The sequence below is a fragment of the Paenibacillus sp. GQ49 genome, assembly GCF_059759055.1.
On sequence record NZ_JCAXEL010000016.1, the window covers coordinates 72,301 to 91,580 of the forward strand.

Below are 19,280 nucleotides of genomic sequence, written 5' to 3' on the forward strand. Positions count from 1 at the left end.
TTCGACAAATTGTTTACGATTTCCAGGAAATCTCACCAGAGATGATTAGTGTATGTTCTCCATCGTGCTTCTCCACGATAAGTGCTCCAGAAGGGTCAAGACCGATTGCCTTCCCTTCAATGACACCATGAGGATTCGTCACTGTAATCTCTCGATTCATCGATACGGACAGGGCCTCCCATAAAGCTGAGATCACGCCGAATCCTTCTTTTTGATACAAAAAATACAATTGTTCAAGCTCCGTCAAAATGGCAGCCGTTAGTTTGGTACGATCAACGGATTGACCCGTCTCCATTTTGAGCGAAGTAGCGATTGTGGTCAGATCTTCCGGATAATCCTCTGGATCAAAGTTCACGTCAACACCTATACCTGCAATACAGTATCTGACTTCATGATCTTCCACCGTGGATTCAAGTAATATGCCACATACCTTGCGTCCGTCAATCAACACATCATTTGGCCATTTGATGCCTGCATCAGCTCCTGAACAAGCTCGAACGGCACGACATACAGCCACTCCTGTTAATAAAGTTAGCTGCGGCGTGTGTTGAAGTGGTAGATCAGGGCGCAACAGGACACTCATCCAGATTCCTTTACCTGGAGGAGAGAACCACTGTCGACCGAAACGTCCTCTTCCTCCTGTTTGTTCTTCCGCAATGACCACAGCACCTTCTGTCTGCCCTTGCTCAGCTAGCTTCAGAACATCCCCCTGCGTAGACAGGGTCGAGGTCAACAGAACAGCCTTACGGCCAAAAACGGTTGTATCCAGAGCCAATTGGAGGCCAGTAGCGTCAATGCTATCCGGCTTCGTTACCAGACGGTATCCTTTGCGGGATACCGCTTCAAACTCATAACCCATGTCTCGCAACTTGTTCACATGTTTCCACACAGCGGTCCGACTGATGGACAGATTACGGCTGATCTCTTCACCCGATACGAATCGTCCTTCTGCATTTAATAACATATGTAACAGATCTTCATGTTTGGTCATCTTGAACCACCCGCTTCACTTCGGCACTTAGTGCTTCATGCTGATTCGCTATCGTTCCAATCGCTGTTTCTCGTAACAAATGTTTCATCAGTTGACCCAGCCAAGGCCCACCTTTGCGCTGCACCATTTGTAACACTTGTTCCCCTGTGATATCCAGCTCTTTCAAGTCATGCACAGGGATCGATTGACTCCATTCGGCTGCAAGCTCTTGAACCAAAACAACCTGCATTTCTGCCTGTTCGGACTGATTCCGCCATCCTGCTGGCAGTGCAGACTGTATTCGAAGCCAATCATCCGCCGCCTGAACGCCACAAGCCAGAACAGTAACGATCCAATCGGAACGGAGACTGACCGTATCCTTCGGCTCCTGAACGGAAGTATGAATCAACTGTTCCACCTGAAGGACCCCTGTTATACGAGAACGATGTTCATTGGAGAATGTCCACTGACGTAATAATACATCTGCTTCATCCTTGCTATAACCGCCAGCAATCAGGATGAGTGACCAACGAAGCAACACATGCTGACCTGACAATTGTTCCAGATTGGATAACAACGTCTTGTTAAAACGCGCCGAGCTAACGGGCGCTTTGATATGCGCAAGGGAATCACTTCTGTATAACAGCTCCAACCCTCTTAAAGGATGCGGTCCCGACATCATTTTTACCATCTCGGTGCGTACCCGTTCCATCGCTATATGTTGAAGCAGGTCTTTCTGCCTTACAAGACCTTTCCACGTGTTATGGGCAATTTTGAAATCAAATACGGAAGCAAACCGGACACAGCGGAGCATCCGCAGTGCATCTTCACCAAATCGTTCCATCGCAGAACCCACACATCTGACTCGCTCTTCCTTGATATCTGCCTGTCCACCGAAAGGGTCAACGATTGTCCCAGTGACGTCCATGGCAAGAGCGTTCATCGTGAAATCACGCCGCTGTAAGTCTTCCTTGATATCTTGAACAAATTGAACCGCAGCAGGTCTGCGATTATCCTGATATTCGGATTCTGTTCGAAATGTGGTCACTTCAAAGTAATAACCGCCTGAACGAACGGTAACCGTACCGTGTTGCAAACCTGTAGGAATACAATCGTCAAACAGTTCCATGACTTGCTCAGGAGAAGCAGATGTCGTGATATCCATATCGTCTACAACTCGTCCCAGCAATTCGTCACGAACGCAACCACCTACCCAATATGCCTTGTGGCCATGTTTGTTTAATGTTGTGAGTACATTCTCACTTTGCATTGCCATTTCACGATCTACCTGTGTCCATTGAACCACCACATATCACCTCTTCTCTTGCCTGTTGTGGTATGCACAGTATGATTTAATCAAAGAAATGATTAACCGCAAACCGGCTTCAGATTCGGAACTTCCCTTCCCAACACCCGGTAATATATCTGTTCATATTCATGCCGAATAGCATCATTGCAAAAGTCGTGATGCGCGCGCTGAAGACATGCTTCCCTGAACTCAGCAGCCAAACGATCGTCCGTCAATAAACGGATGGTGTTCTCGGCCATGGATTGTGTATCCCCGATCGCGGATAAATAACCCGTCTTACCATGTAAGACCAGTTCCGGAATTCCTCCGGCCTGTGAACCGATCGTGGGTACGCCACAAGCCATTGCTTCGAGCGCCACAAGTCCGAAACTTTCCTTCTCCGATGGAAGCATCAACACGTCCGCCATGGAAATGACCTGAGCAATGTCATCCTGTTTACCAAGGAAATGAACTTTATCATTCAAGCCGAGATCATTAATCTTCCATTGCATCTTCGGCAAATCAGGTCCTTCACCAACAAATAACAGTTTGGCAGGAACCTGCTCCTGTACCTGACGGAAGACCTCTACCACATCCTGAGTTCTTTTCACCGGTCGGAAATTGGAGATGTGCATTAATATTTTTTCGTCAGGCGTAGCAAAGTCTCTTCGCAGACTGGCAGCATCCCGCGGATAATATATTCGTTTGTCAATAAAATTATAGGTTAGATCGATTGGACGCTGAATATCCAGCAATTCGACCGTTTCTCGAATCAAATCTTGTGATACGGCAGTAACCGCGTCACTTTCATTAATGGCTAGACGGATCAGATCCTTCAGAGATTCATCCTGAGCCAGAACCGTAATATCCGTTCCATGTAACGTGGTAACCACTTTAAGGCCGTCCCCTACCATTTGTTTCGCCAGAAAGGCACATACTGCGTGTGGCACGGCATAATGAACATGCAGCAGATCCAGCTGCTGTGACTTAGCCACCTGAGCCATCTTTGTTGCCAGTGACAGGTCATAAGGAGGGTAACGGAAAACATAATAATCATTTACTTCAACTTCGTGATAAAAAATATTCTTCTGGAACGTACCCAGTCTGAACGGGATACTGTTGGCAATAAAATGAACCTGATGCCCCTGTTCGGCAAGTAATTTGCCCAGTTCCGTTGCGACAACGCCAGACCCGCCGAGGGACGGATAACAGGTGATGCCGATTTTTAGCTTTTTATCCATCCTGTGGACGCTCCTTTGATCTCCCGCTTAATGCAGGTTGATATAATGCAATGGAATAATGAAACCCTTCGTTTCATTAAACGTAAAATGTGAAATCGTTTATTGGGCACCCGAGCCAAATTGATGAACCACGTAAGGTGTAATTGTAGCAAAACCTTCTGCAAACGGGATGAGACTGCGCTGTCCGAGCAAGGAATCACGGGCTCTTACACGTTCAATATACCCTTGATTCAATGGCGTCGAGACCGCTCCGTCTCCCAGTTCGAATTGGGAACGATAAGAGAGCAATGAAGCTTCTTTTTGCTCATAGTGTTCCGTAATATCAACAATCAAATCCGTAGGCCCGATGTCATTAATAAAGTAAAAATAAAGTTCCTTCACCTGCACGGCAGGCATATCCGGCATGTAGTTGCGAAGCTTGGCGTTAAATACAGCCTCCTGCACAAGCTTACTGCAATTGACATGATCCGGATGACGATCTTCCCAATACGGAGCAAACACCATCCGAGGGGCATGACGCCGTATCTCAGCCGTCACCGCCTGTACATGTTCAGGCGTAAGATATAAGCCACGATCAGGAAGCCCCAGATTCGTTCGACACGAAAGACCGAGGACGCGGGAGGCTTGCTCCGCTTCCTCGGTTCTGCGCTCTACTGTTCCGTTGGAAGACATCTCAGCACGAGTCAGATCACACACGCCTACTTTCAAGCCGGCAGCGGTATGTGTGGCAATCGTTCCACCCATACCAATCTCCGCATCGTCTGCATGTGCTCCAAAGATGAGAATATCCAGACTCATTCGGAATCACCTGAATTCAATCCAGCCTCCGGCTTGTACTTATGTACCAGCTCTCTCCAGGCAAAATCGCCACGATCCAGAGCCTTAACCAGAATCTCAGCGGTCGCGATATTGGTGGCAAGTGGAATTCCCTGCACATCACAAAGACGCAGCAACGCATTAATATCCGGCTCGTGAGGTTGTGCCATCAATGGATCGCGCAAGAAAATAATCAGATCCATCTCATTTTGCGCAACCAAAGCTCCAATCTGCTGATCTCCGCCCAATGGGCCTGATTCGAATCGATGAATCTTCAGCGACGTTCCTTCCATAATACGAAGGCCTGTTGTTCCTGTAGAATATAATTGATGGTCCGTAAAAACAGGCTCATATGCCGTCACGAAGTTAACCATCTCTTCTTTTTTACGATCATGGGCGATAAATGCTATTTTCAACATGACAATCTCCTTTAGTCGATAAAGTGGTCAAATCCGTAGATCATTCCTGTATACTCCATAACCTTTTGCACACCAATCTTAACACCAGGCATATAACCTGCGCGCTCGTAGGAGTCATGGCGAATTTTGAGTGACTGTCCATAATCTCCGAAAACAACTTCCTGCTGCGCGAATACGCCAGGCAATCGTACACTGTGAATTCGGAAGCCGTTGTAATAACCGCCGCGTGATCCTTCAATCGTTTCTTCCTCATTCGGATTACCCTGACGAAGTTCTTCCCGATTGGCAGCAATCAGTTCGGCAGTTTTGATCGCAGTTCCGGAAGGAGCATCCAGCTTCTGATCCCCGTGATATTCGATAATCTCCACATTTGGCATATGTTTGGCAGCCTGTGCTGCGAATCGCATCATCAGAATGGCACCAATCGAGAAGTTAGGGGCAATAAGCCCTCCAATTCCTTTGTCCTGGCATTGCTTGTCCAACTGTTCGATCTGCTCCGGCGTGAAGCCGGTAACACCCATGACAGGTCTGACTCCATGACGGATCGCGATCTCAGTATGTGCAAACGCAAATTGTGGTACTGTAAAATCAACCATAACCTGAGGTTTTGTTTCGGCAAAAGCCATTTCGATATCATCAGTCACCAGCACCCCACACTCTGGCAAACCAACAAGGGTTCCTGCATCCGTGCCTGCTCCGGAGCGGTTGACAGCCGCTGCAAGCTCCAATTCCGGGTCCTGAAGTACCAATTTCACAACTTCACGGCCCATACGGCCAGCCGCTCCGATCACGGCAACTCTGATTACTTCACTCATATTGACTGCATCTCCTCACTATGTTGGATCATATCGTAGAATCCATTTCAACTCGAAAGAAATCTTTGCAGAATGAATTCTTATTGAATGGATTTCATACGTTGCTTGATTTCCTGTAACATCTGATGCAGTTGCCCATTCTGCGGGTCCAGCAAAATTGCCTCACGCAGCGCCTGAATTGCATAGTCAAATTCATTCAAATCACTGTAAGCCAGCGCAAGCATAACATGAGCCTCCACTGAGAGCGGATCAAGTTTGACCGCTTCTTGCAGAAGCGTAGACGCTTCCACATAGCGCTCCTGTGTTGCAATACCCGCCTGCTCCAACAGCAACTTCGCTCTGGAGGTCAATTGTTTCGCTTCTAACGTCTGCAGATGCAAAATATATTCTTCTGTTCCTGGCGACAATTCGACTGCTTTGCGCGCGAATTCAAGCGCTGGAACCAAATGCTTGCTGCGGGCGTGTGTAATGGAACAGCGGTAATATAACTCCGCATGTTTTGGATGAGCGTGAATGGCTGACTCGAACCAACGAATCGCCTGTTCAAAATCATTTTGCAATATACAGCGGTAAGCCTGCTGCATATATTCTTCCGGTTTCATCATTAAGCTGACCCTCCCCGATCGGGTGATGGTACAGCATATGTAATCTACGCCTAATCGGTGTTTTTGGGAGTCCACCGATTGGCATCGCGGGTGTTAAATTTATGCATGACTTTATCGTGCGCCTCAGCCAGATCAATTCCCAGTGAGTTCGCAAAACAAATCGTGATAAATAAAATATCTCCAAGCTCAAGTTCAATGGAATTGGCTGCTTCGGAAGATTTCTTCGGCTTCTCGCCGAATTCATGATTCACTTCCCTGGCGAGCTCCCCAACCTCTTCAGACATCCGGGCCAACATGGCCAGAGGACTGAAATACCCCTCCTTGAACTGGGAGATATACTGATCAACCTCACGCTGCATTTCTGTGATGCTTTTCTCCATGAGAACGGATTCTCCTTTGAAATGATGTCGTATTTGTTCCTAATAATATCAGTTATTTAGATTCACTTCCACCATCATCAGCGACAAATCATTTTTAAAGAATCAATAAACAGGTATACTAGATGGGAATGATTAGTTCTTCATTCTAATTTATCTACAGCGAGGGATCTTATGAGCACTGCCAAAACCTGGGTTCAAGTTAAACTGGTTCTTCCCATCGTACTGGGGACAGCCTTATATGCCTTTGGGCTCCTCTATTTCATTATCCCCAACCAGCTTATGGAAGGTGGCCTCACCGGGGTTACGGTGCTGATCAATTACGCTTTTGGCATCTCACCTTCACTTACAACCTTGATTCTGAATGTTCCCCTCTTTCTGATTGGGCTCAAAATTTTGGGCGGCAGACAGATGATCTATACGGGTATCGGAATTGGGGCACTGACCGTTTTTCTATGGTTGTTTGAGAAGTTGATTCACTTGGGCTGGATTGAACCATTACATACCGAGAATGACCTCCTGTTAGCAGCACTATATGCAGGTGTTACCCTTGGAGCCGGTCTTGGCATCGTATTTCGTTGGGGTGGAACGACGGGCGGTTCAGACATCATTGCTCGTATTCTCAATCGGAAGTACGGGTGGAGTATGGGACGAGTATTACTGGGCATCGATTTTGTGATTATCGGGCTCTCTCTCATCTACATCCCCAAAGAAAAAATTCTGTATACGCTTGTAGCTGTATTCATCGCCTCCAAAGTCATTGATTTTATTCAGGAAGGTGCATATTCTGCCCGGGCATTTATGATCATTAGTGACCATGCACCCGAGATTGCGGACCAGATCACACGGGATATGGATCGTGGCGTCACCCTCATTCCAGCCATTGGCGCGTACTCTAAACAGGCCAAACACATGGCCTACTGCGTGATCTCCAGGCAAGAGTTCAGGCGTCTGCAGACCATTGTACGTTCCATTGACCCCAGAGCATTTGTCATCATCAGCGATGTTCACGATGTACATGGCGAAGGTTTCAAAGAAAGCTGATATAACACAGAAACTACAAGAAAACCTCTTTTTACATGAAGAGCCGTTAGCGTGGCTATTCATGCGGAAAGAGGTCTTTTTTTATATACCATTTATAGACTAGGATCAAGTTCATATCCGATTAGCGCCGAAAAGGAAAAATCCCCTGCTGCTGCGCACGATATTTACGATATCCGGCGTAACTTAACGTCGCCACAATGACCGAACTAATGAGCAGCCCGGCTGCCCTGCGATCAGGACCCTGTACAAACGGTACAAAGGCACTCTCGTCCTTCTCGCGACCAAACAACTGGTTCACCAGTTCCTCCCCATGGCCCACCATGCTCTTTAACTGAGCCAGATCTGGCTGCTTTGCATTGGTAAGCCCTTTGGTATGAGATAACCAAGCGTCCATCTGAGCAATTTCATACGGTTCACGGCGAATCAGTGCGGCAGGACGAATCGTCTCATAATGCTCCTCCAGAACGGTGTAGCGGTTTGCCAGTACGGCGGCAGTTTGCCCTTGATTTGTAGCAGCGGATAAAGCGTCCAGATCGTTTTTCACGATTTTATAATACTGAAGCCATAAAGGCTTGGTTGGATTCGCGAGACTATCTGCTGCAAGTCTGAGCTTGGCAGAGGACTGTTGAAGAGAAGCGTCGTCATTTTTCACCTTCACAACGGCTTGTTTCACTTCAACTATGGTTTCGGACAAGGCGTGAATGCCCTCGACTGTTGTTTGTCCCTCAAAGGAGATATGCTCCAAACTTTTACTGATACGCAGAATGCTTCCTCGCACTTCTTCAATATTATTCTCGAGCGCCTGACGATACAATATGGCTGCTTCCTCATTCAGTTGTGCAATTGAATTGCTTGTGGACACTTGCTGATCTGAATTCGAATTTAATGCTTCACTTTGCGCGGATACACGATATGCTAAGTTCGTCCAAAGCAGCAGAGCCATGAACGATACCACCAATAAGCCAGTTTTGACCCCAAACGTTCTCTTCATGGACATCCCTCCCACCACCAATGTATGGCGGGAAACAGTTCGTTAGAACAAGCTCAAGATCGGATATCAGGTTCGTTTCGCTTGTCTTAAGGCCAGCCACGCGCACAGAATGCTCACCAGTGTCAGTCCGAATGTGAAATTACGCACACCATCTACATGATCATAGAGGGAAGCGGGTAACCAAGGGTAAATATCATATGTATAATCCATCGTATCGTTCAACAGCGTCCAGAGACCTGCAACGACAAGGGCAGCCCAGCGGAAGCCGAAAAACCGTACATAAATAAGAGCTTCAATGGCCATCGCACTATGCGAAGCAATCAACATCCAGTCTTGCCAGTGCTGTGTACCACCTTGCATCCAGCCAGCGAAAATAATGGATACGGCCCACACGCCATATTTCACAGATGTGACCACGGCAAGCGCCTGAATCACATGTCCGATCCGTTTGATAATGATGGACCGTGGCGGATACAAGATCCATAACAACGCTAAAGTAAAAAACAAACTCGCTGTTGGACTATCTGGCACAAATACGATCTGCCACATCGGCTGCTCAGCCAGCGTCAATTTCATTTGCTCTCCGTACCAGATGTATCCGTATACCGTTCCTACCGCATTACACCAAAATAATAGCCACAGGAAATAACGATTGGTTAGAAATTCCCTACTCCAGAAATACGATAAAGCCACATTCCCTGCCCCTTCCTTCATCAATATTGTGCACGATACAGTGCTGTCCAAAAAAACACTTCAAAAAAACCTGACCGCATAAACGATCAGGTTTCATTGGTTATTTCGATTTTACTGTTCTGCTTTCTGTTTCGCAAGCCATTCGGTCAGATGAGTGATCTCTTCATCCGTGACACCTTGAGCGATGGCGTTATTGTACTGAGGAGGCATCTCGTTATAACCATCTTTAATGATGGTCAGAATCTCTTCCTGGCTGTGCTTGTCACCCACACCCCGAAGTGAAGGTCCACTTGCGCCCTTCATATCAGCCGCATGGCAGCCAATACATCCAGCCTTTTTGTACGTTTCCATTGCAGGATCATCCTGTTCCACGATCGCAACTTCTTCTTGCTGTCCAGGTGCATTGGAAACGGGTGGGAGCCCCTGTTCACGCCTCTCCAGCGCTTCTTCTTCACGTTGAATATGTTCAGGCTTCTGCCCACTTGCTTCCAACTCATGCTCGTAGTGCGTCCACGCTACATTTGTCAGGTAAAATACAGAAATGACCGACAAAATCATCAGTGATGAAGCAATTGGGCGTTTATAGAAACGCCGCTCCTTGCCTGTATCCAAGAATGGTGCCAGCAGTAAAGCTCCGAAAGCAACTCCACTGACCCCCAGTACCCCGAGCAGAACGTAATCGCCCGATGCATATGGATACTTCAAGTACTGATACAGAAAAAGGAAGTACCAGTCCGGCATAGGAATTACGGATGCGCTCGGATTGGCCGGATAGCCTAAAGGTGCAGGTTCTGAGATCGTAAGAACCAGAATCCCCACCAATACAACGACACCAACCATCCATTCTTTCAGCAGGAAGTTGGGAATAAAGGCTTCTGATTTGCCGGGATACGCCGTGTAATCAGGCGGGGTAATGAATCCCGCCCCTTTACGGACCCGTGAATCACCGACAAAGATAACCTTTTCCTCATCATCCTTCTTATGTCCGTGAGCCATTGCGATTCCTCCCTTCTCAGTTTATAGTGGTCCCGAAATGCCCTGTCTGCGGATCATGATAAAGTGTCCGACCAGAAGCACCAGAAGCACAGCGGGGAGGAAGAATACGTGCAGGGCAAAGAATCGGGTTAGTGTCTGTGCACCAACAATCGTACCGCCTTGCAGGAATTCTTTGATAATTGGTCCCAGCCAAGGAACCGTGTTGGCAATCTCCAGTGTTACTTTTGTTGCAAAATAGGCTTTGTTATCCCATGGTAGCAAGTACCCTGTGAGCCCCAGGCCCAACATGACGAAAAAGATCAGCATGCCAACAACCCAGTTCATTTCTCGCGGTGCCTTGTAAGAGCCTGTAAAGAACACACGCATCGTATGTAAGAACATCATTACGATAACCAGACTGGCTCCCCAGTGGTGCATGCCGCGAACAATTTGGCCGAAGGCTACTTTGGTCTGCAGATACTCCACACTTGCGTAGGCATTGATAATATCAGGTACATAATACATGGTCAGGAACATGCCTGACAGAATCTGAATAACAGTAATAAAGAACGTCAATCCACCAAAGCAGTACACGAATGCGGAAAAGTGATGAGCCGGATTTACATGCTCTGGAACTTCATGATCCGCAACGTCCCGCCAGATTGGCGTGATGTCAAGACGCTCGTCAATCCAGTCATAGACATTTTTAAACATCTGCGTTCACGCCTCCTAATTCACTCGGGTGTTCGGAACAATGTCGCCCAGATATACCCAACCCTGCTCTTCCTTGACTACGTACTCATCCAGCGGTTTGGGGGCTACGGCAAGATTCTTCCCTTCCTTGTCATAGTGCGCGCCATGGCAGGGGCAATGATACTCGTCAGGATAACTTTTGTCACTATTCCAGCCCACTGTACATCCCAGATGTTTACAGATAGGTGAGAGTGCATAAATTTTACCCTGCTCATCTTTGCGAATCCACGCCACTAACGATGCATTACTCAGATACCAACCATCTTGTTGTTTAAGTTCAAAGGTGAATTCTTGAGGCTCATTCGTAATTTTGCTGATTTCAGCTACTTTGACAGAGGTGCCTTCTCCCTTATGTTGCAAAATCGGGTCCACCGCAAAACGGACCATAGGAAGGATTGCACCGGCGGCCATGTAGGCTGTAGCTCCACCAAGCGTGTACGTCAAAAACTGCCTGCGTGACATCTCCATGCGGCTTGGCAATTTCAATGAAGCTTCGTGGTGGTCATGCTCACTGCTCATACTGTCTCCAACCCCCTTTTTCAGCCAACTCTCTCAAACGTTTTCATTTTCATAAATTCCACGACTTACTAGAACATACATAATCATATAGTAGCCCTAGAACACCGTCAAGAATTTGTCACACATTTTTAAGGTTCAATTGTAAGCGTTATTAAAAAATTGTTGTAAAATTGTCACATTTGTCGCCAAAAACTATTTTTTCCACAACTCTCGTATTTTCTCCCCTATAAATCTCGCAATCCCCTCTTCTCCGACCTCACGAGTTAACACGGACCGACTCAAAACCAGATCAGCAGCAGGAATTTCCACGCCATCTAAATGACCATCTGATGACATAATAACCACATATTTGAATCCTGAGGATTTAAGCTGTGCGGACAAGGAATTTAATGTCATTGACAATTCCGAATTAGCATAATGAAAGGCAGGATAAGTCATGATTCTCCCTTTGAAAGGAATTTCGACCAGATCCAGAAAATCTCTCAGCCGCTCCAATGCCTCGGTAGCTTCAACTGGCGACTGCTCACCGCTAAGAGCTGTGTATGGAATAAGGCATGTATCCAGATAGAGTTGCAGTTCAGCCCAGCTGTCTTGAGTCATCTCACTGAATTTCAATTCCCTATATCCCCTCTCTATCCATTTTATTCCCATATTATATATGACCATATCTTATAAATCCAGACATTCATTTTGGAATTACACATATCAAAAAAGGAAATACGCCTTTGCGCATTCCCTTTTATATCAGAAAGGAACTATTTTGCCTATCAGTTTATGGTCCTCAGTTCATCCGTCAGACTCCGGAAAGCTACTTCGTCTCCGGTAGCTAACGCTTTATCGATTTCCAAATAGAGCTTCTCGCTGCGCTGTTTGCGAAGCGCTTCGTCCCACACCATCTCAGCTGCCAGCCCCAACATGACTTCATACGTAACTTTCATTTTATCCAATAGGATGCACCTCCAAAACGGATTTAAGAGCTCCTATATTCTTTTCCTTTGGTAACATAACCCAGTGAAGTTCTGGACATCCGCTCCAGATCGGCATCAGTCAGCTCACGTATCACTTTGGCAGGTGTCCCCAAAGCAAGAGTATAGGGCGGAATTTTACTATTCTCAGTAACAACAGAACCGGCTCCAATCAGCGCATATTCGCCAATGTCGGCTCCATTCAGCAGAATGGCTCCCATGCCGATTAAAGATCCTGTTCCAATACAACAACCATGAATGATCGCTGTATGCCCTACTGAAACATCATCTCCCACAATCAAAGGTTGATCAGTATTGACATGTCCGACAACGTTATCTTGAATATTACAGCGCTTTCCAATGATAATAGGAGCCAAATCAGCCCGCAGGACTGCATTGAACCAGACGGAAGACTCTTCTCCCATTCTCAAATCACCGATCAGTTTTGCACCTTCAGCCATATATACGGAAGGGTGTAACTGAGGTTTTAGACCTTTGTATGGAATTATCATTATTATCACTCCTTAATTTGGGAGTGATTTTAGCAACTTGTCCTTCACTTGTCAAACATAATGGGTGTAATGTCTCCTGAGATGGAGCGACAGGATGCAGCAAGACGTGTGCCCCAGGCTGTCATTTGTATAGTCCGGCCTTCCTCATGTTCCCCAATACGGACCATGCCAAGATGCAACATCATTTTAACAATTCTGTTATCATAAATGGCCTCGGCCGTATCATAGTAAAACGGCTGAATGAACGGACCGATCTGACGAAACAGCGACTCGGCGGTTGACCATTCTTGGGCACATTCGCCTGTCCAATACACAATAGAGGACAGATTGGGAATAGCACCTTTATACAATCTTAACCAAAACCTAAATAGCTGTATCATTTCAGCGGTTTTCTCAGCCCCCAGCTTGTCTTCTCCAGCTGCTGATAGCTTCAGCGTGCCTTGCTCCTCATGAACCAGCCGATGGTGAAATGCATAGTCGTAGAGAAGTGCGAAACGATCCGGGTAATCCTTGAAGGAACGACCATATCCGAATCGCCATCCACCTTTGCCCACCAATTCCTCACTAATGTGCAAATGCTCCATAATCTGCTGTTGAGAGCGACGGTACATCATGCCTTCAGCGTTAAGGGCAATCTCATGCTGCTGAACAAACTGCAGGAACAACTTGAGATCATCCGCTAAGAGATGATACTCATCCCGATACATGGGCGGTTCTGTTGTTTTGGTAATCCCTGCTCGCAGATGTGTGGATAACACATCCCTGAATCTTAATTTCAGATCCTGAGGTACCTGATACAAATACCTGGTCTGCTGCGTTGTCCCATTGAACAACCATCCACTCTTATTGAAGCGAACGATGAGATCACGTGGACTCGCGCCAGCCTCACTCTCCTTTTTGTCCATCGATTGACGGGCTATGGCAATGAGTTCTTCCATACCATAATACTGGCGAGGGTCAAACAACAAGTTGTTCAAAAAACGCTGATCTGCTTGATTCAGTTGACGTACCTGCTGCTCAAAAAAGGGTCTGCTGCCCAATGTAGTGAGAATACTCTGGATGAGTTCATGTTTGGAATTGGGCTTGCATTCACATTGGTAATAGTCTGCTATTCGATTAAGCTGGCCAATATCGGCAAAAGTAAGCATATCCGCTAGATTCATGGGTCCATCGCCTCGCCCGTTAACTACTTCGACTGCTGATTCGGAGCCTGAAATAGTTTGGTTTTGTAAACATCGTTGACGGAATTCCCATAATCTAAACCTCTTTTTGGAAATCTTTTATGTTTTAAAACATACTATGCCTCAAGTTGGTCAATCAGAAGAAAAATGAGAGGTTTGAAATCATATAAAGTCTTTATTTCCCCATAAAACGCAAAAAAACAACCCAAGTTAGCTTACTCAGGTTGTTTCGCTGTGTCCAAAGACAGATGTCGTGTGCAATTATATAACAGCGGACTCCAGTCATCACGTTCCTTTTCCAGGATCGTCAGTGACAGGTTTCCAATCCGTTCTGTATACCGATCTTTAAACAAAGCTGTTAACAGGTTGGCCAAGAAAGCTCCGTGAGTGACAATGAGCACGTTTTGGTCCGGATAGGCAGACCATAGATCTTCCAGAAACGCCAGTGCACGAATCTGGATATCCGCTACCTGCTCCTGTCCCAAGTCCAATGTCTCCCAGGCTTGGCCCCAACGGGCAACCCGTTCTTCTGAAGTCAGACCTTCAATCTGACCAAAAGCCCTTTCTTTCAACCGTGCGTCCGGCTCAAGCAAAGGTACATTCAACAGCTTTGAGATAATCTCCCCTGTTTCCTGTGCCCGCGATAATCCACTTGTGATGATATAGTCCCATTGGTATTCTTCCGTCAGCAGACGTCTTCCCAGGCGCTCTGCCTGTTCACGACCTTCTCCATTCAGAGGAATATCCGTCTGACCCTGTATACGGCCCGCCGCATTCCAGTCTGTAAGACCGTGACGAATAAGCCCGATTCGCACTTACATCCCTCATTTCTCCACACGGCGAACGAAAGGTTATTACCTATGCACTCGCACCTTGTTTGCGTTTATTCGTTGTTCGATGCATACGTCCAAGAGAAAATAACGCCATTCCTATTGCAAGTAAAGAGAGGGCCATCCAATACTGCGGATAAGCAGGTCCCATGCTCACAACAAAAGGTTCTATGATACTTCCTCTGTCCGCTCCAGTCATGTTGTACTGATACATTCCAGAGGACGATGGTCCGCTTCCGGCAACCCCTGTCTCCAGAATACCCGTAGCAACAACCTTGGTTTGCTCAGCTTCTGATACGTCTGGCTTAAACATTGCCATATACAGAAAGCTGCATAAAAAAATAGCCAGGAACGCGGCGATCCACAAAGACATATGCTTGCGGATCACAGCAGAGAAACGATTAACCTTTACCTCTTCCGGCAGAAGCCATGGAGACTCCGCGTAGATCCGGTCCATAACGTTACGGTTCACTCTCTCTGCCTGTTGTTCTGTCACTGGAACCGGAATGCTGTGCAGCAAGATCTGAGCTTCTTCCCAGACCTCAAACTGCTCGGAGCACTCATCACAACCAGCGAGATGAGCATGAAATGCAATCCGCTGAGGATGAGTTTCCGGCAAGTCCCAGACCAGTGCAAACAGTTCCTGGGCTTCATTGCAATTCATCGGTTCTTCATCCCTTCATATGGCTCGTACACCGGTTCGAAGAAATAAGGTTCCAATTGAGTTTTTACGCTTGATCTTGCTCTGAATAATAGCGATTTCACAGAACTGACGCTCTGCCCAAGAATATTCGCAATCTCTTGGTAGTCTAGTTGATCATACTCACGGAGTATAATCGCAGAACGCTGCTTCTCCGGTAAATTGTTAATCGCATCCCTAACCAGCATCACCCGCTCGCTGCGTAGTACAGCATACTCCGGTGCATTCTCCGAAGGAGCAACGGGAACAATCCCGCTCTCTTCAAGTGGGACATTTCCGCTGCGCTGTTTGCGAAGCTCACTCAGCACCGTATTTCTCGCAATGGTATATAACCAGGTTGAGAATGAGGCATCCACCTCACGGAAAGAGTGCAGACTGCGGAACGCCTTATAGAAAGTCTCAGAACAGAGATCTTCCGCAAGCAGCTCCATATTGGAACTTTTCAACATATGATATACGAAAGCCAGTATTTTACGCTGATAACGACTCATCAGCTCGGAATATAACTCCAGGTTACCTTCCTTGATCTCTCGAATCAACTGGGAATCCGTCATTTGAGTGCGACCCCTCCTCGCCCATCCATGTGCTTCTCCCCGTTCGACTCTATCCATGTATTACCGAACAGGCACAAAAAAGTTGCGGTTCTCACCGCATATAAACAGCGTTCAGCGCCATAACTGGCCTTCCCGCCAAATTCCCCTATGTAATGGCAATTTCCCCAACGTTTCTACATTAACAGTATTTATTGTACAACGGTCTGCATCATCCTGGCAAATCCATTGGTATCCACAGAACCCGACCAGTCATTCATATGCGATCATTTTCAAGTTCATGACTTCATTTTGAGCCTTTTTGGTGAGCCTTACTTATATAGACGGACGACATACCGAAAAGGTTACAAAAATGTGATATTTATTTGATCTAAGGTATCCTAACAGATTAAGGAGGGAGATGTAAATAGAGGATGTAAGTTCAAGTGTAACTTTTAACATATAAATGCCTTCCCCTAACTTTTTGAGACAAAAAAAAGACCGCTTACATAAGCGGCCATTGCTCACGTGGAGCAATACAGTTATTGGATAGGAGTGGAGAGAAACCATACTGTACCCTTATTATATGTATACGTTTTCATTTTGTCAACACTTTCAGTAAAATTGTTTGAATTAATTATATCTTTCGGTAAATCAGGATAATACATCCTTTTTTTCTGTGACTGAAAATCAAATAACAACTCCCATATATCCTCACAAAAAAGAGGGCTTTCGCCCTCTTTCTCGTCTCATATCCACACTTGATAGCCTAAGGAATCCAATAACGTCTTGGCTCGTTCCATATCTTCTTCCTGACGGAAAGACAGACGCATAATGCCCGGCACATCCACCCGGTTTTCGATAATCTCCAAGTTGCTCAAGTTGATGTCATTCGCCCCAAGCTCAGTTGCGATCTTACCGATCATACCTGGTGCATCCTGGACATCAGTATATAGATCAAATAACGGCGAAATCATGCCTTTGCGTCGTTCTGGTAATATACTGCGGAACTCGCGGGCCTGACGGAATGCCTCCTCTATGCCTTCACCGTTCTTATGCTCCAGCATATCCGTAAAGGCCGTCATCTGGCTATTCCAGTCCTTAAGCAAGCCCAGCAGTACATCACGGTTGCTAAGCAAGATATCTCTCCACACAATCGCGTCACTGGACGCAATCCGGGTAATATCCCGAAAACCGCCTGCAGCCAGCATTTTATACAGTGGATTCGACTCATTATATTCACGTACCTGATTCACCAGCGCAACAGCAATAACATGTGGCAGATGACTAATCGCCCCCACGATGTCATCGTGCAGCAGAGGTTCCACACGCACGATCTGTGCCCGCGTATACGCAAGCAGCTCAGACAACCTGCTGTAGGCTTCCTCAGGTACATGTTCTGAAGGGGTTAAGACATAGTATGCATTCTCAAATAACACGGCTGAGGCCGCATCTACGCCTGCACGCTCCGACCCCGCCATAGGGTGACCACCAATGAAGTAAGCGTCAGTCAACCGCACATGCTCGGCACAAGCGGCAATGGAAGCTTTAGTGCTTCCAACGTCCGTGATGATACATCCTTTTTTCAATGGCAGCTTGGAGAGCTTTTCAAAATAGGATTCAAGCAAACCTACGGGAACGCACAAAAAAATAAAGTCGGCATCCTCTACCGCTTCTTCCAGAGAGAGCGTAGCATCATCCACTACACCGCTCGCTATGTACTTGTCCTTCAGTTCATCCAAGTGGGCGTAACCCATCACGGTTACACCTGGCTTGCCTTTGAAGCAGAGCGCCAGTGAACCGCCGATGAGTCCTACACCAATCATTGCAATTTTTAGTTTCATGGGTCCTCACTCTTTCATCGCCAGTATTAAGGGCGTGCTACCGCCTTCTCAGCCAGCGTGTTCTCCAGTGCCGTGACAAATGCACGGTTCTGTTCTGATGTTCCGACGGACACACGAATGTAAGTTGGGTATACGTGGAATCCTGAGCGAACGATAATGCCTTGTTTGAGCAAGGATTGGAACGCAATTGCCGAAGGCATATTCAGGTCAACCATAATGAAATTACCCTGTGAAGGGAAATACGACAATCCGAGCCGTGTAAATTCATTTTGCAGGTAATCCCGATCCGTTGCATTCCGCTTCGAGCACTCTTGAACAAAATCCTGATCCAGTAGTGCAGCGGTTGCCGCAACCTGTCCAAAACGGGAGGTGTTAAACGGTTCACGTACACGGTTAATCAAATCAATAATTTCGGGACGTGCAATACCATACCCGATCCGGAGCGAAGCCAAACCGTAAATTTTGGAGAATGTCCGCAGTATGACCAAGTTCGGATACCGTTCGATCAATGGTATACTTTGCGGGTATGCTTCATCGGTTACGAATTCATAATAAGCTTCGTCCAGTATAACCATCACATGAGCAGGCACACGGTCCATAAAGGCTGTAAGTTCCTGCTCGGAGATAATCGTACCTGTCGGATTATTTGGATTACACACCCATACTGCTTTGGTTTTGTCGTTAATTTGCGCGAGCATCGCGCTCAGATCATGCGTGCCATCTTTCAGAGGCACTTCGATGGACACGGCACCCTCAATATCTGCATTGCTTTTATATACAGAAAATGTCTGATCTGCCATGATGGTCTCGTCACCCGGCAAGAAGAAAGCTCTTGTGATCAAAGCAATAATCTCATCGGAACCACAACCAAATATTAAGTTGTTCCGTTCAACGCCAAGATGCTTGGCAAGAACTCCCGTCAGCTCAACCGAGCTACCATCTGGGTATATGCTTATATTCGTCATTTCTCTCGTAATGGCTTCCAGGGCGGCAGGAGAACTGCCGTACGGGTTTTCGTTGGAGGCCAGCTTGATGACTTGTTCAAGCCCCAGTTCACGTTTCACTTCTTCAATCGGTTTGCCCGGCTGGTACACAGGCAGATTGACAATCTGGGATTTCGGTTTCAACCCGACCGCCTCCTGTTATTGAAATAATGTTAGACACGAATCAGTGTGCACCTCATGTGTCCAAAAGATGTCCTTTCAGGACATC

At 46.7% G+C, this 19,280-nt stretch carries 23 protein-coding genes; 1 reads left to right on the top strand and 22 read right to left on the bottom strand.

What is annotated here, in order from left to right; translation table 11 throughout:
* Positions 1-13 precede the first annotated feature (13 nt).
* The 8 genes from AC6CIF_RS23225 to AC6CIF_RS23260 all read right to left on the bottom strand — a co-directional run bounded on the left by AC6CIF_RS23225 (position 14) and on the right by AC6CIF_RS23260 (position 6,534).
* Entirely contained in the window at positions 14-991 is a 978-nt protein-coding gene (locus AC6CIF_RS23225) for a biotin--[acetyl-CoA-carboxylase] ligase (RefSeq protein WP_498201711.1), read from the bottom strand.
* On the bottom strand, positions 978-2,276 hold the full coding sequence (locus tag AC6CIF_RS23230) for a CCA tRNA nucleotidyltransferase (protein ID WP_498201712.1): 1,299 nt from the start codon (positions 2,274-2,276) through the stop codon (positions 978-980). The genes AC6CIF_RS23225 and AC6CIF_RS23230 overlap by 14 nt, the downstream gene beginning before the upstream one ends.
* Positions 2,277-2,338: 62 nt before the next feature.
* A complete protein-coding gene (bshA, locus tag AC6CIF_RS23235) occupies positions 2,339-3,499 on the bottom strand; it encodes an N-acetyl-alpha-D-glucosaminyl L-malate synthase BshA (protein ID WP_036672009.1) in 1,161 nt (386 codons plus the stop codon).
* 99 nt (positions 3,500-3,598) lie between these two features.
* Complete coding sequence (bshB1, locus tag AC6CIF_RS23240) at positions 3,599-4,297, bottom strand: bacillithiol biosynthesis deacetylase BshB1 (protein ID WP_498201713.1); 699 nt, start codon at positions 4,295-4,297, stop codon at positions 3,599-3,601.
* Positions 4,294-4,734, bottom strand: coding sequence for a methylglyoxal synthase (gene mgsA, locus AC6CIF_RS23245; RefSeq protein WP_017687735.1), 441 nt, complete (start codon positions 4,732-4,734; stop codon positions 4,294-4,296). Before mgsA ends, bshB1 begins: the two co-directional genes overlap by 4 nt.
* A gap of 11 nt (positions 4,735-4,745) precedes the next feature.
* The gene (gene dapB / locus AC6CIF_RS23250) at positions 4,746-5,549 is read right to left on the bottom strand and encodes a 4-hydroxy-tetrahydrodipicolinate reductase (RefSeq protein ID WP_036607633.1); all 804 of its coding nucleotides are present in this window, start codon (positions 5,547-5,549) and stop codon (positions 4,746-4,748) included.
* An 80-nt stretch (positions 5,550-5,629) separates the two neighbouring features.
* Complete coding sequence (locus AC6CIF_RS23255; RefSeq protein ID WP_083656981.1) at positions 5,630-6,154, bottom strand: tetratricopeptide repeat protein; 525 nt, start codon at positions 6,152-6,154, stop codon at positions 5,630-5,632.
* 50 nt (positions 6,155-6,204) lie between these two features.
* Complete coding sequence (locus AC6CIF_RS23260) at positions 6,205-6,534, bottom strand: nucleotide pyrophosphohydrolase (RefSeq protein WP_237174717.1); 330 nt, start codon at positions 6,532-6,534, stop codon at positions 6,205-6,207.
* A 171-nt stretch (positions 6,535-6,705) separates the two neighbouring features.
* Between AC6CIF_RS23260 and AC6CIF_RS23265 the strand changes: the two genes are divergently transcribed.
* Positions 6,706-7,575, top strand: a complete 870-nt coding sequence (locus AC6CIF_RS23265; RefSeq protein WP_221820340.1) for a YitT family protein — start codon at positions 6,706-6,708, stop codon at positions 7,573-7,575.
* A gap of 121 nt (positions 7,576-7,696) precedes the next feature.
* Here AC6CIF_RS23265 and AC6CIF_RS23270 read toward each other — a convergent pair whose 3' ends face one another.
* From AC6CIF_RS23270 to hisC, 14 genes are all read right to left on the bottom strand, one after another.
* A complete protein-coding gene (locus tag AC6CIF_RS23270; protein WP_076209930.1) occupies positions 7,697-8,566 on the bottom strand; it encodes a sporulation protein YpjB in 870 nt (289 codons plus the stop codon).
* 66 nt (positions 8,567-8,632) lie between these two features.
* Complete coding sequence (locus AC6CIF_RS23275) at positions 8,633-9,259, bottom strand: DUF1405 domain-containing protein (RefSeq protein WP_237174716.1); 627 nt, start codon at positions 9,257-9,259, stop codon at positions 8,633-8,635.
* 111 nt (positions 9,260-9,370) lie between these two features.
* Entirely contained in the window at positions 9,371-10,255 is an 885-nt protein-coding gene (locus AC6CIF_RS23280) for a menaquinol-cytochrome c reductase cytochrome b/c subunit (RefSeq protein ID WP_237174715.1), read from the bottom strand.
* 21 nt (positions 10,256-10,276) lie between these two features.
* The gene (gene qcrB / locus AC6CIF_RS23285; RefSeq protein ID WP_017687726.1) at positions 10,277-10,948 is read right to left on the bottom strand and encodes a menaquinol-cytochrome c reductase cytochrome b subunit; all 672 of its coding nucleotides are present in this window, start codon (positions 10,946-10,948) and stop codon (positions 10,277-10,279) included.
* Positions 10,949-10,963: 15 nt separating this feature from the next.
* Positions 10,964-11,506, bottom strand: a complete 543-nt coding sequence (locus tag AC6CIF_RS23290; RefSeq protein WP_237174714.1) for a QcrA and Rieske domain-containing protein — start codon at positions 11,504-11,506, stop codon at positions 10,964-10,966.
* A gap of 192 nt (positions 11,507-11,698) precedes the next feature.
* Positions 11,699-12,121, bottom strand: a complete 423-nt coding sequence (locus AC6CIF_RS23295; protein WP_237174713.1) for a DUF2487 family protein — start codon at positions 12,119-12,121, stop codon at positions 11,699-11,701.
* 152 nt (positions 12,122-12,273) lie between these two features.
* Positions 12,274-12,453, bottom strand: coding sequence for an IDEAL domain-containing protein (locus AC6CIF_RS23300; protein WP_017687723.1), 180 nt, complete (start codon positions 12,451-12,453; stop codon positions 12,274-12,276).
* 23 nt (positions 12,454-12,476) lie between these two features.
* Positions 12,477-12,983 carry a gamma carbonic anhydrase family protein gene (locus AC6CIF_RS23305; RefSeq protein ID WP_498201715.1) on the bottom strand — a complete coding sequence of 169 codons (507 nt, stop codon included), beginning with the start codon at positions 12,981-12,983 and terminating at the stop codon, positions 12,477-12,479.
* A gap of 44 nt (positions 12,984-13,027) precedes the next feature.
* Positions 13,028-14,146 (bottom strand): hypothetical protein, encoded by a 1,119-nt coding sequence (locus AC6CIF_RS23310; protein WP_498201716.1) that lies wholly within the window; start codon positions 14,144-14,146, stop codon positions 13,028-13,030.
* Between the two features lie 233 nt (positions 14,147-14,379).
* Complete coding sequence (locus AC6CIF_RS23315; RefSeq protein WP_076209925.1) at positions 14,380-14,979, bottom strand: histidine phosphatase family protein; 600 nt, start codon at positions 14,977-14,979, stop codon at positions 14,380-14,382.
* A 43-nt stretch (positions 14,980-15,022) separates the two neighbouring features.
* Positions 15,023-15,658 carry an anti-sigma factor family protein gene (locus AC6CIF_RS23320; RefSeq protein ID WP_076209924.1) on the bottom strand — a complete coding sequence of 212 codons (636 nt, stop codon included), beginning with the start codon at positions 15,656-15,658 and terminating at the stop codon, positions 15,023-15,025.
* Positions 15,655-16,248 (bottom strand): RNA polymerase sigma factor, encoded by a 594-nt coding sequence (locus AC6CIF_RS23325; protein ID WP_062835180.1) that lies wholly within the window; start codon positions 16,246-16,248, stop codon positions 15,655-15,657. The genes AC6CIF_RS23320 and AC6CIF_RS23325 overlap by 4 nt, the downstream gene beginning before the upstream one ends.
* 725 nt (positions 16,249-16,973) lie before the next feature.
* Positions 16,974-18,068 carry a prephenate dehydrogenase gene (locus tag AC6CIF_RS23330; RefSeq protein WP_074095636.1) on the bottom strand — a complete coding sequence of 365 codons (1,095 nt, stop codon included), beginning with the start codon at positions 18,066-18,068 and terminating at the stop codon, positions 16,974-16,976.
* 26 nt (positions 18,069-18,094) lie between these two features.
* A complete protein-coding gene (hisC, locus tag AC6CIF_RS23335) occupies positions 18,095-19,195 on the bottom strand; it encodes a histidinol-phosphate transaminase (RefSeq protein ID WP_036607664.1) in 1,101 nt (366 codons plus the stop codon).
* Between the last annotated feature and the right edge of the window lie 85 nt (positions 19,196-19,280).

What these genes read in the sequence shown, in the direction of transcription:
- AC6CIF_RS23290 (WP_237174714.1), bottom strand. Translation starts at nt 11,506, where the DNA reads ATGAGCAGTGAGCATGACCACCACGAAGCTTCATTGAAATTGCCAAGC.
- AC6CIF_RS23325 (WP_062835180.1), bottom strand. Translation starts at nt 16,248, where the DNA reads ATGACGGATTCCCAGTTGATTCGAGAGATCAAGGAAGGTAACCTGGAG.
- AC6CIF_RS23225 (WP_498201711.1), bottom strand. Translation starts at nt 991, where the DNA reads ATGACCAAACATGAAGATCTGTTACATATGTTATTAAATGCAGAAGGA.
- mgsA (WP_017687735.1), bottom strand. Translation starts at nt 4,734, where the DNA reads ATGTTGAAAATAGCATTTATCGCCCATGATCGTAAAAAAGAAGAGATG.
- AC6CIF_RS23280 (WP_237174715.1), bottom strand. Translation starts at nt 10,255, where the DNA reads ATGGCTCACGGACATAAGAAGGATGATGAGGAAAAGGTTATCTTTGTC.
- AC6CIF_RS23305 (WP_498201715.1), bottom strand. Translation starts at nt 12,983, where the DNA reads ATGATAATTCCATACAAAGGTCTAAAACCTCAGTTACACCCTTCCGTA.
- AC6CIF_RS23270 (WP_076209930.1), bottom strand. Translation starts at nt 8,566, where the DNA reads ATGAAGAGAACGTTTGGGGTCAAAACTGGCTTATTGGTGGTATCGTTC.
- bshB1 (WP_498201713.1), bottom strand. Translation starts at nt 4,297, where the DNA reads ATGAGTCTGGATATTCTCATCTTTGGAGCACATGCAGACGATGCGGAG.
- AC6CIF_RS23310 (WP_498201716.1), bottom strand. Translation starts at nt 14,146, where the DNA reads ATGAATCTAGCGGATATGCTTACTTTTGCCGATATTGGCCAGCTTAAT.
- AC6CIF_RS23320 (WP_076209924.1), bottom strand. Translation starts at nt 15,658, where the DNA reads ATGAATTGCAATGAAGCCCAGGAACTGTTTGCACTGGTCTGGGACTTG.
- bshA (WP_036672009.1), bottom strand. Translation starts at nt 3,499, where the DNA reads ATGGATAAAAAGCTAAAAATCGGCATCACCTGTTATCCGTCCCTCGGC.
- AC6CIF_RS23330 (WP_074095636.1), bottom strand. Translation starts at nt 18,068, where the DNA reads ATGAAACTAAAAATTGCAATGATTGGTGTAGGACTCATCGGCGGTTCA.
- qcrB (WP_017687726.1), bottom strand. Translation starts at nt 10,948, where the DNA reads ATGTTTAAAAATGTCTATGACTGGATTGACGAGCGTCTTGACATCACG.
- AC6CIF_RS23265 (WP_221820340.1), top strand. Translation starts at nt 6,706, where the DNA reads ATGAGCACTGCCAAAACCTGGGTTCAAGTTAAACTGGTTCTTCCCATC.
- AC6CIF_RS23255 (WP_083656981.1), bottom strand. Translation starts at nt 6,154, where the DNA reads ATGATGAAACCGGAAGAATATATGCAGCAGGCTTACCGCTGTATATTG.
- dapB (WP_036607633.1), bottom strand. Translation starts at nt 5,549, where the DNA reads ATGAGTGAAGTAATCAGAGTTGCCGTGATCGGAGCGGCTGGCCGTATG.
- AC6CIF_RS23260 (WP_237174717.1), bottom strand. Translation starts at nt 6,534, where the DNA reads ATGGAGAAAAGCATCACAGAAATGCAGCGTGAGGTTGATCAGTATATC.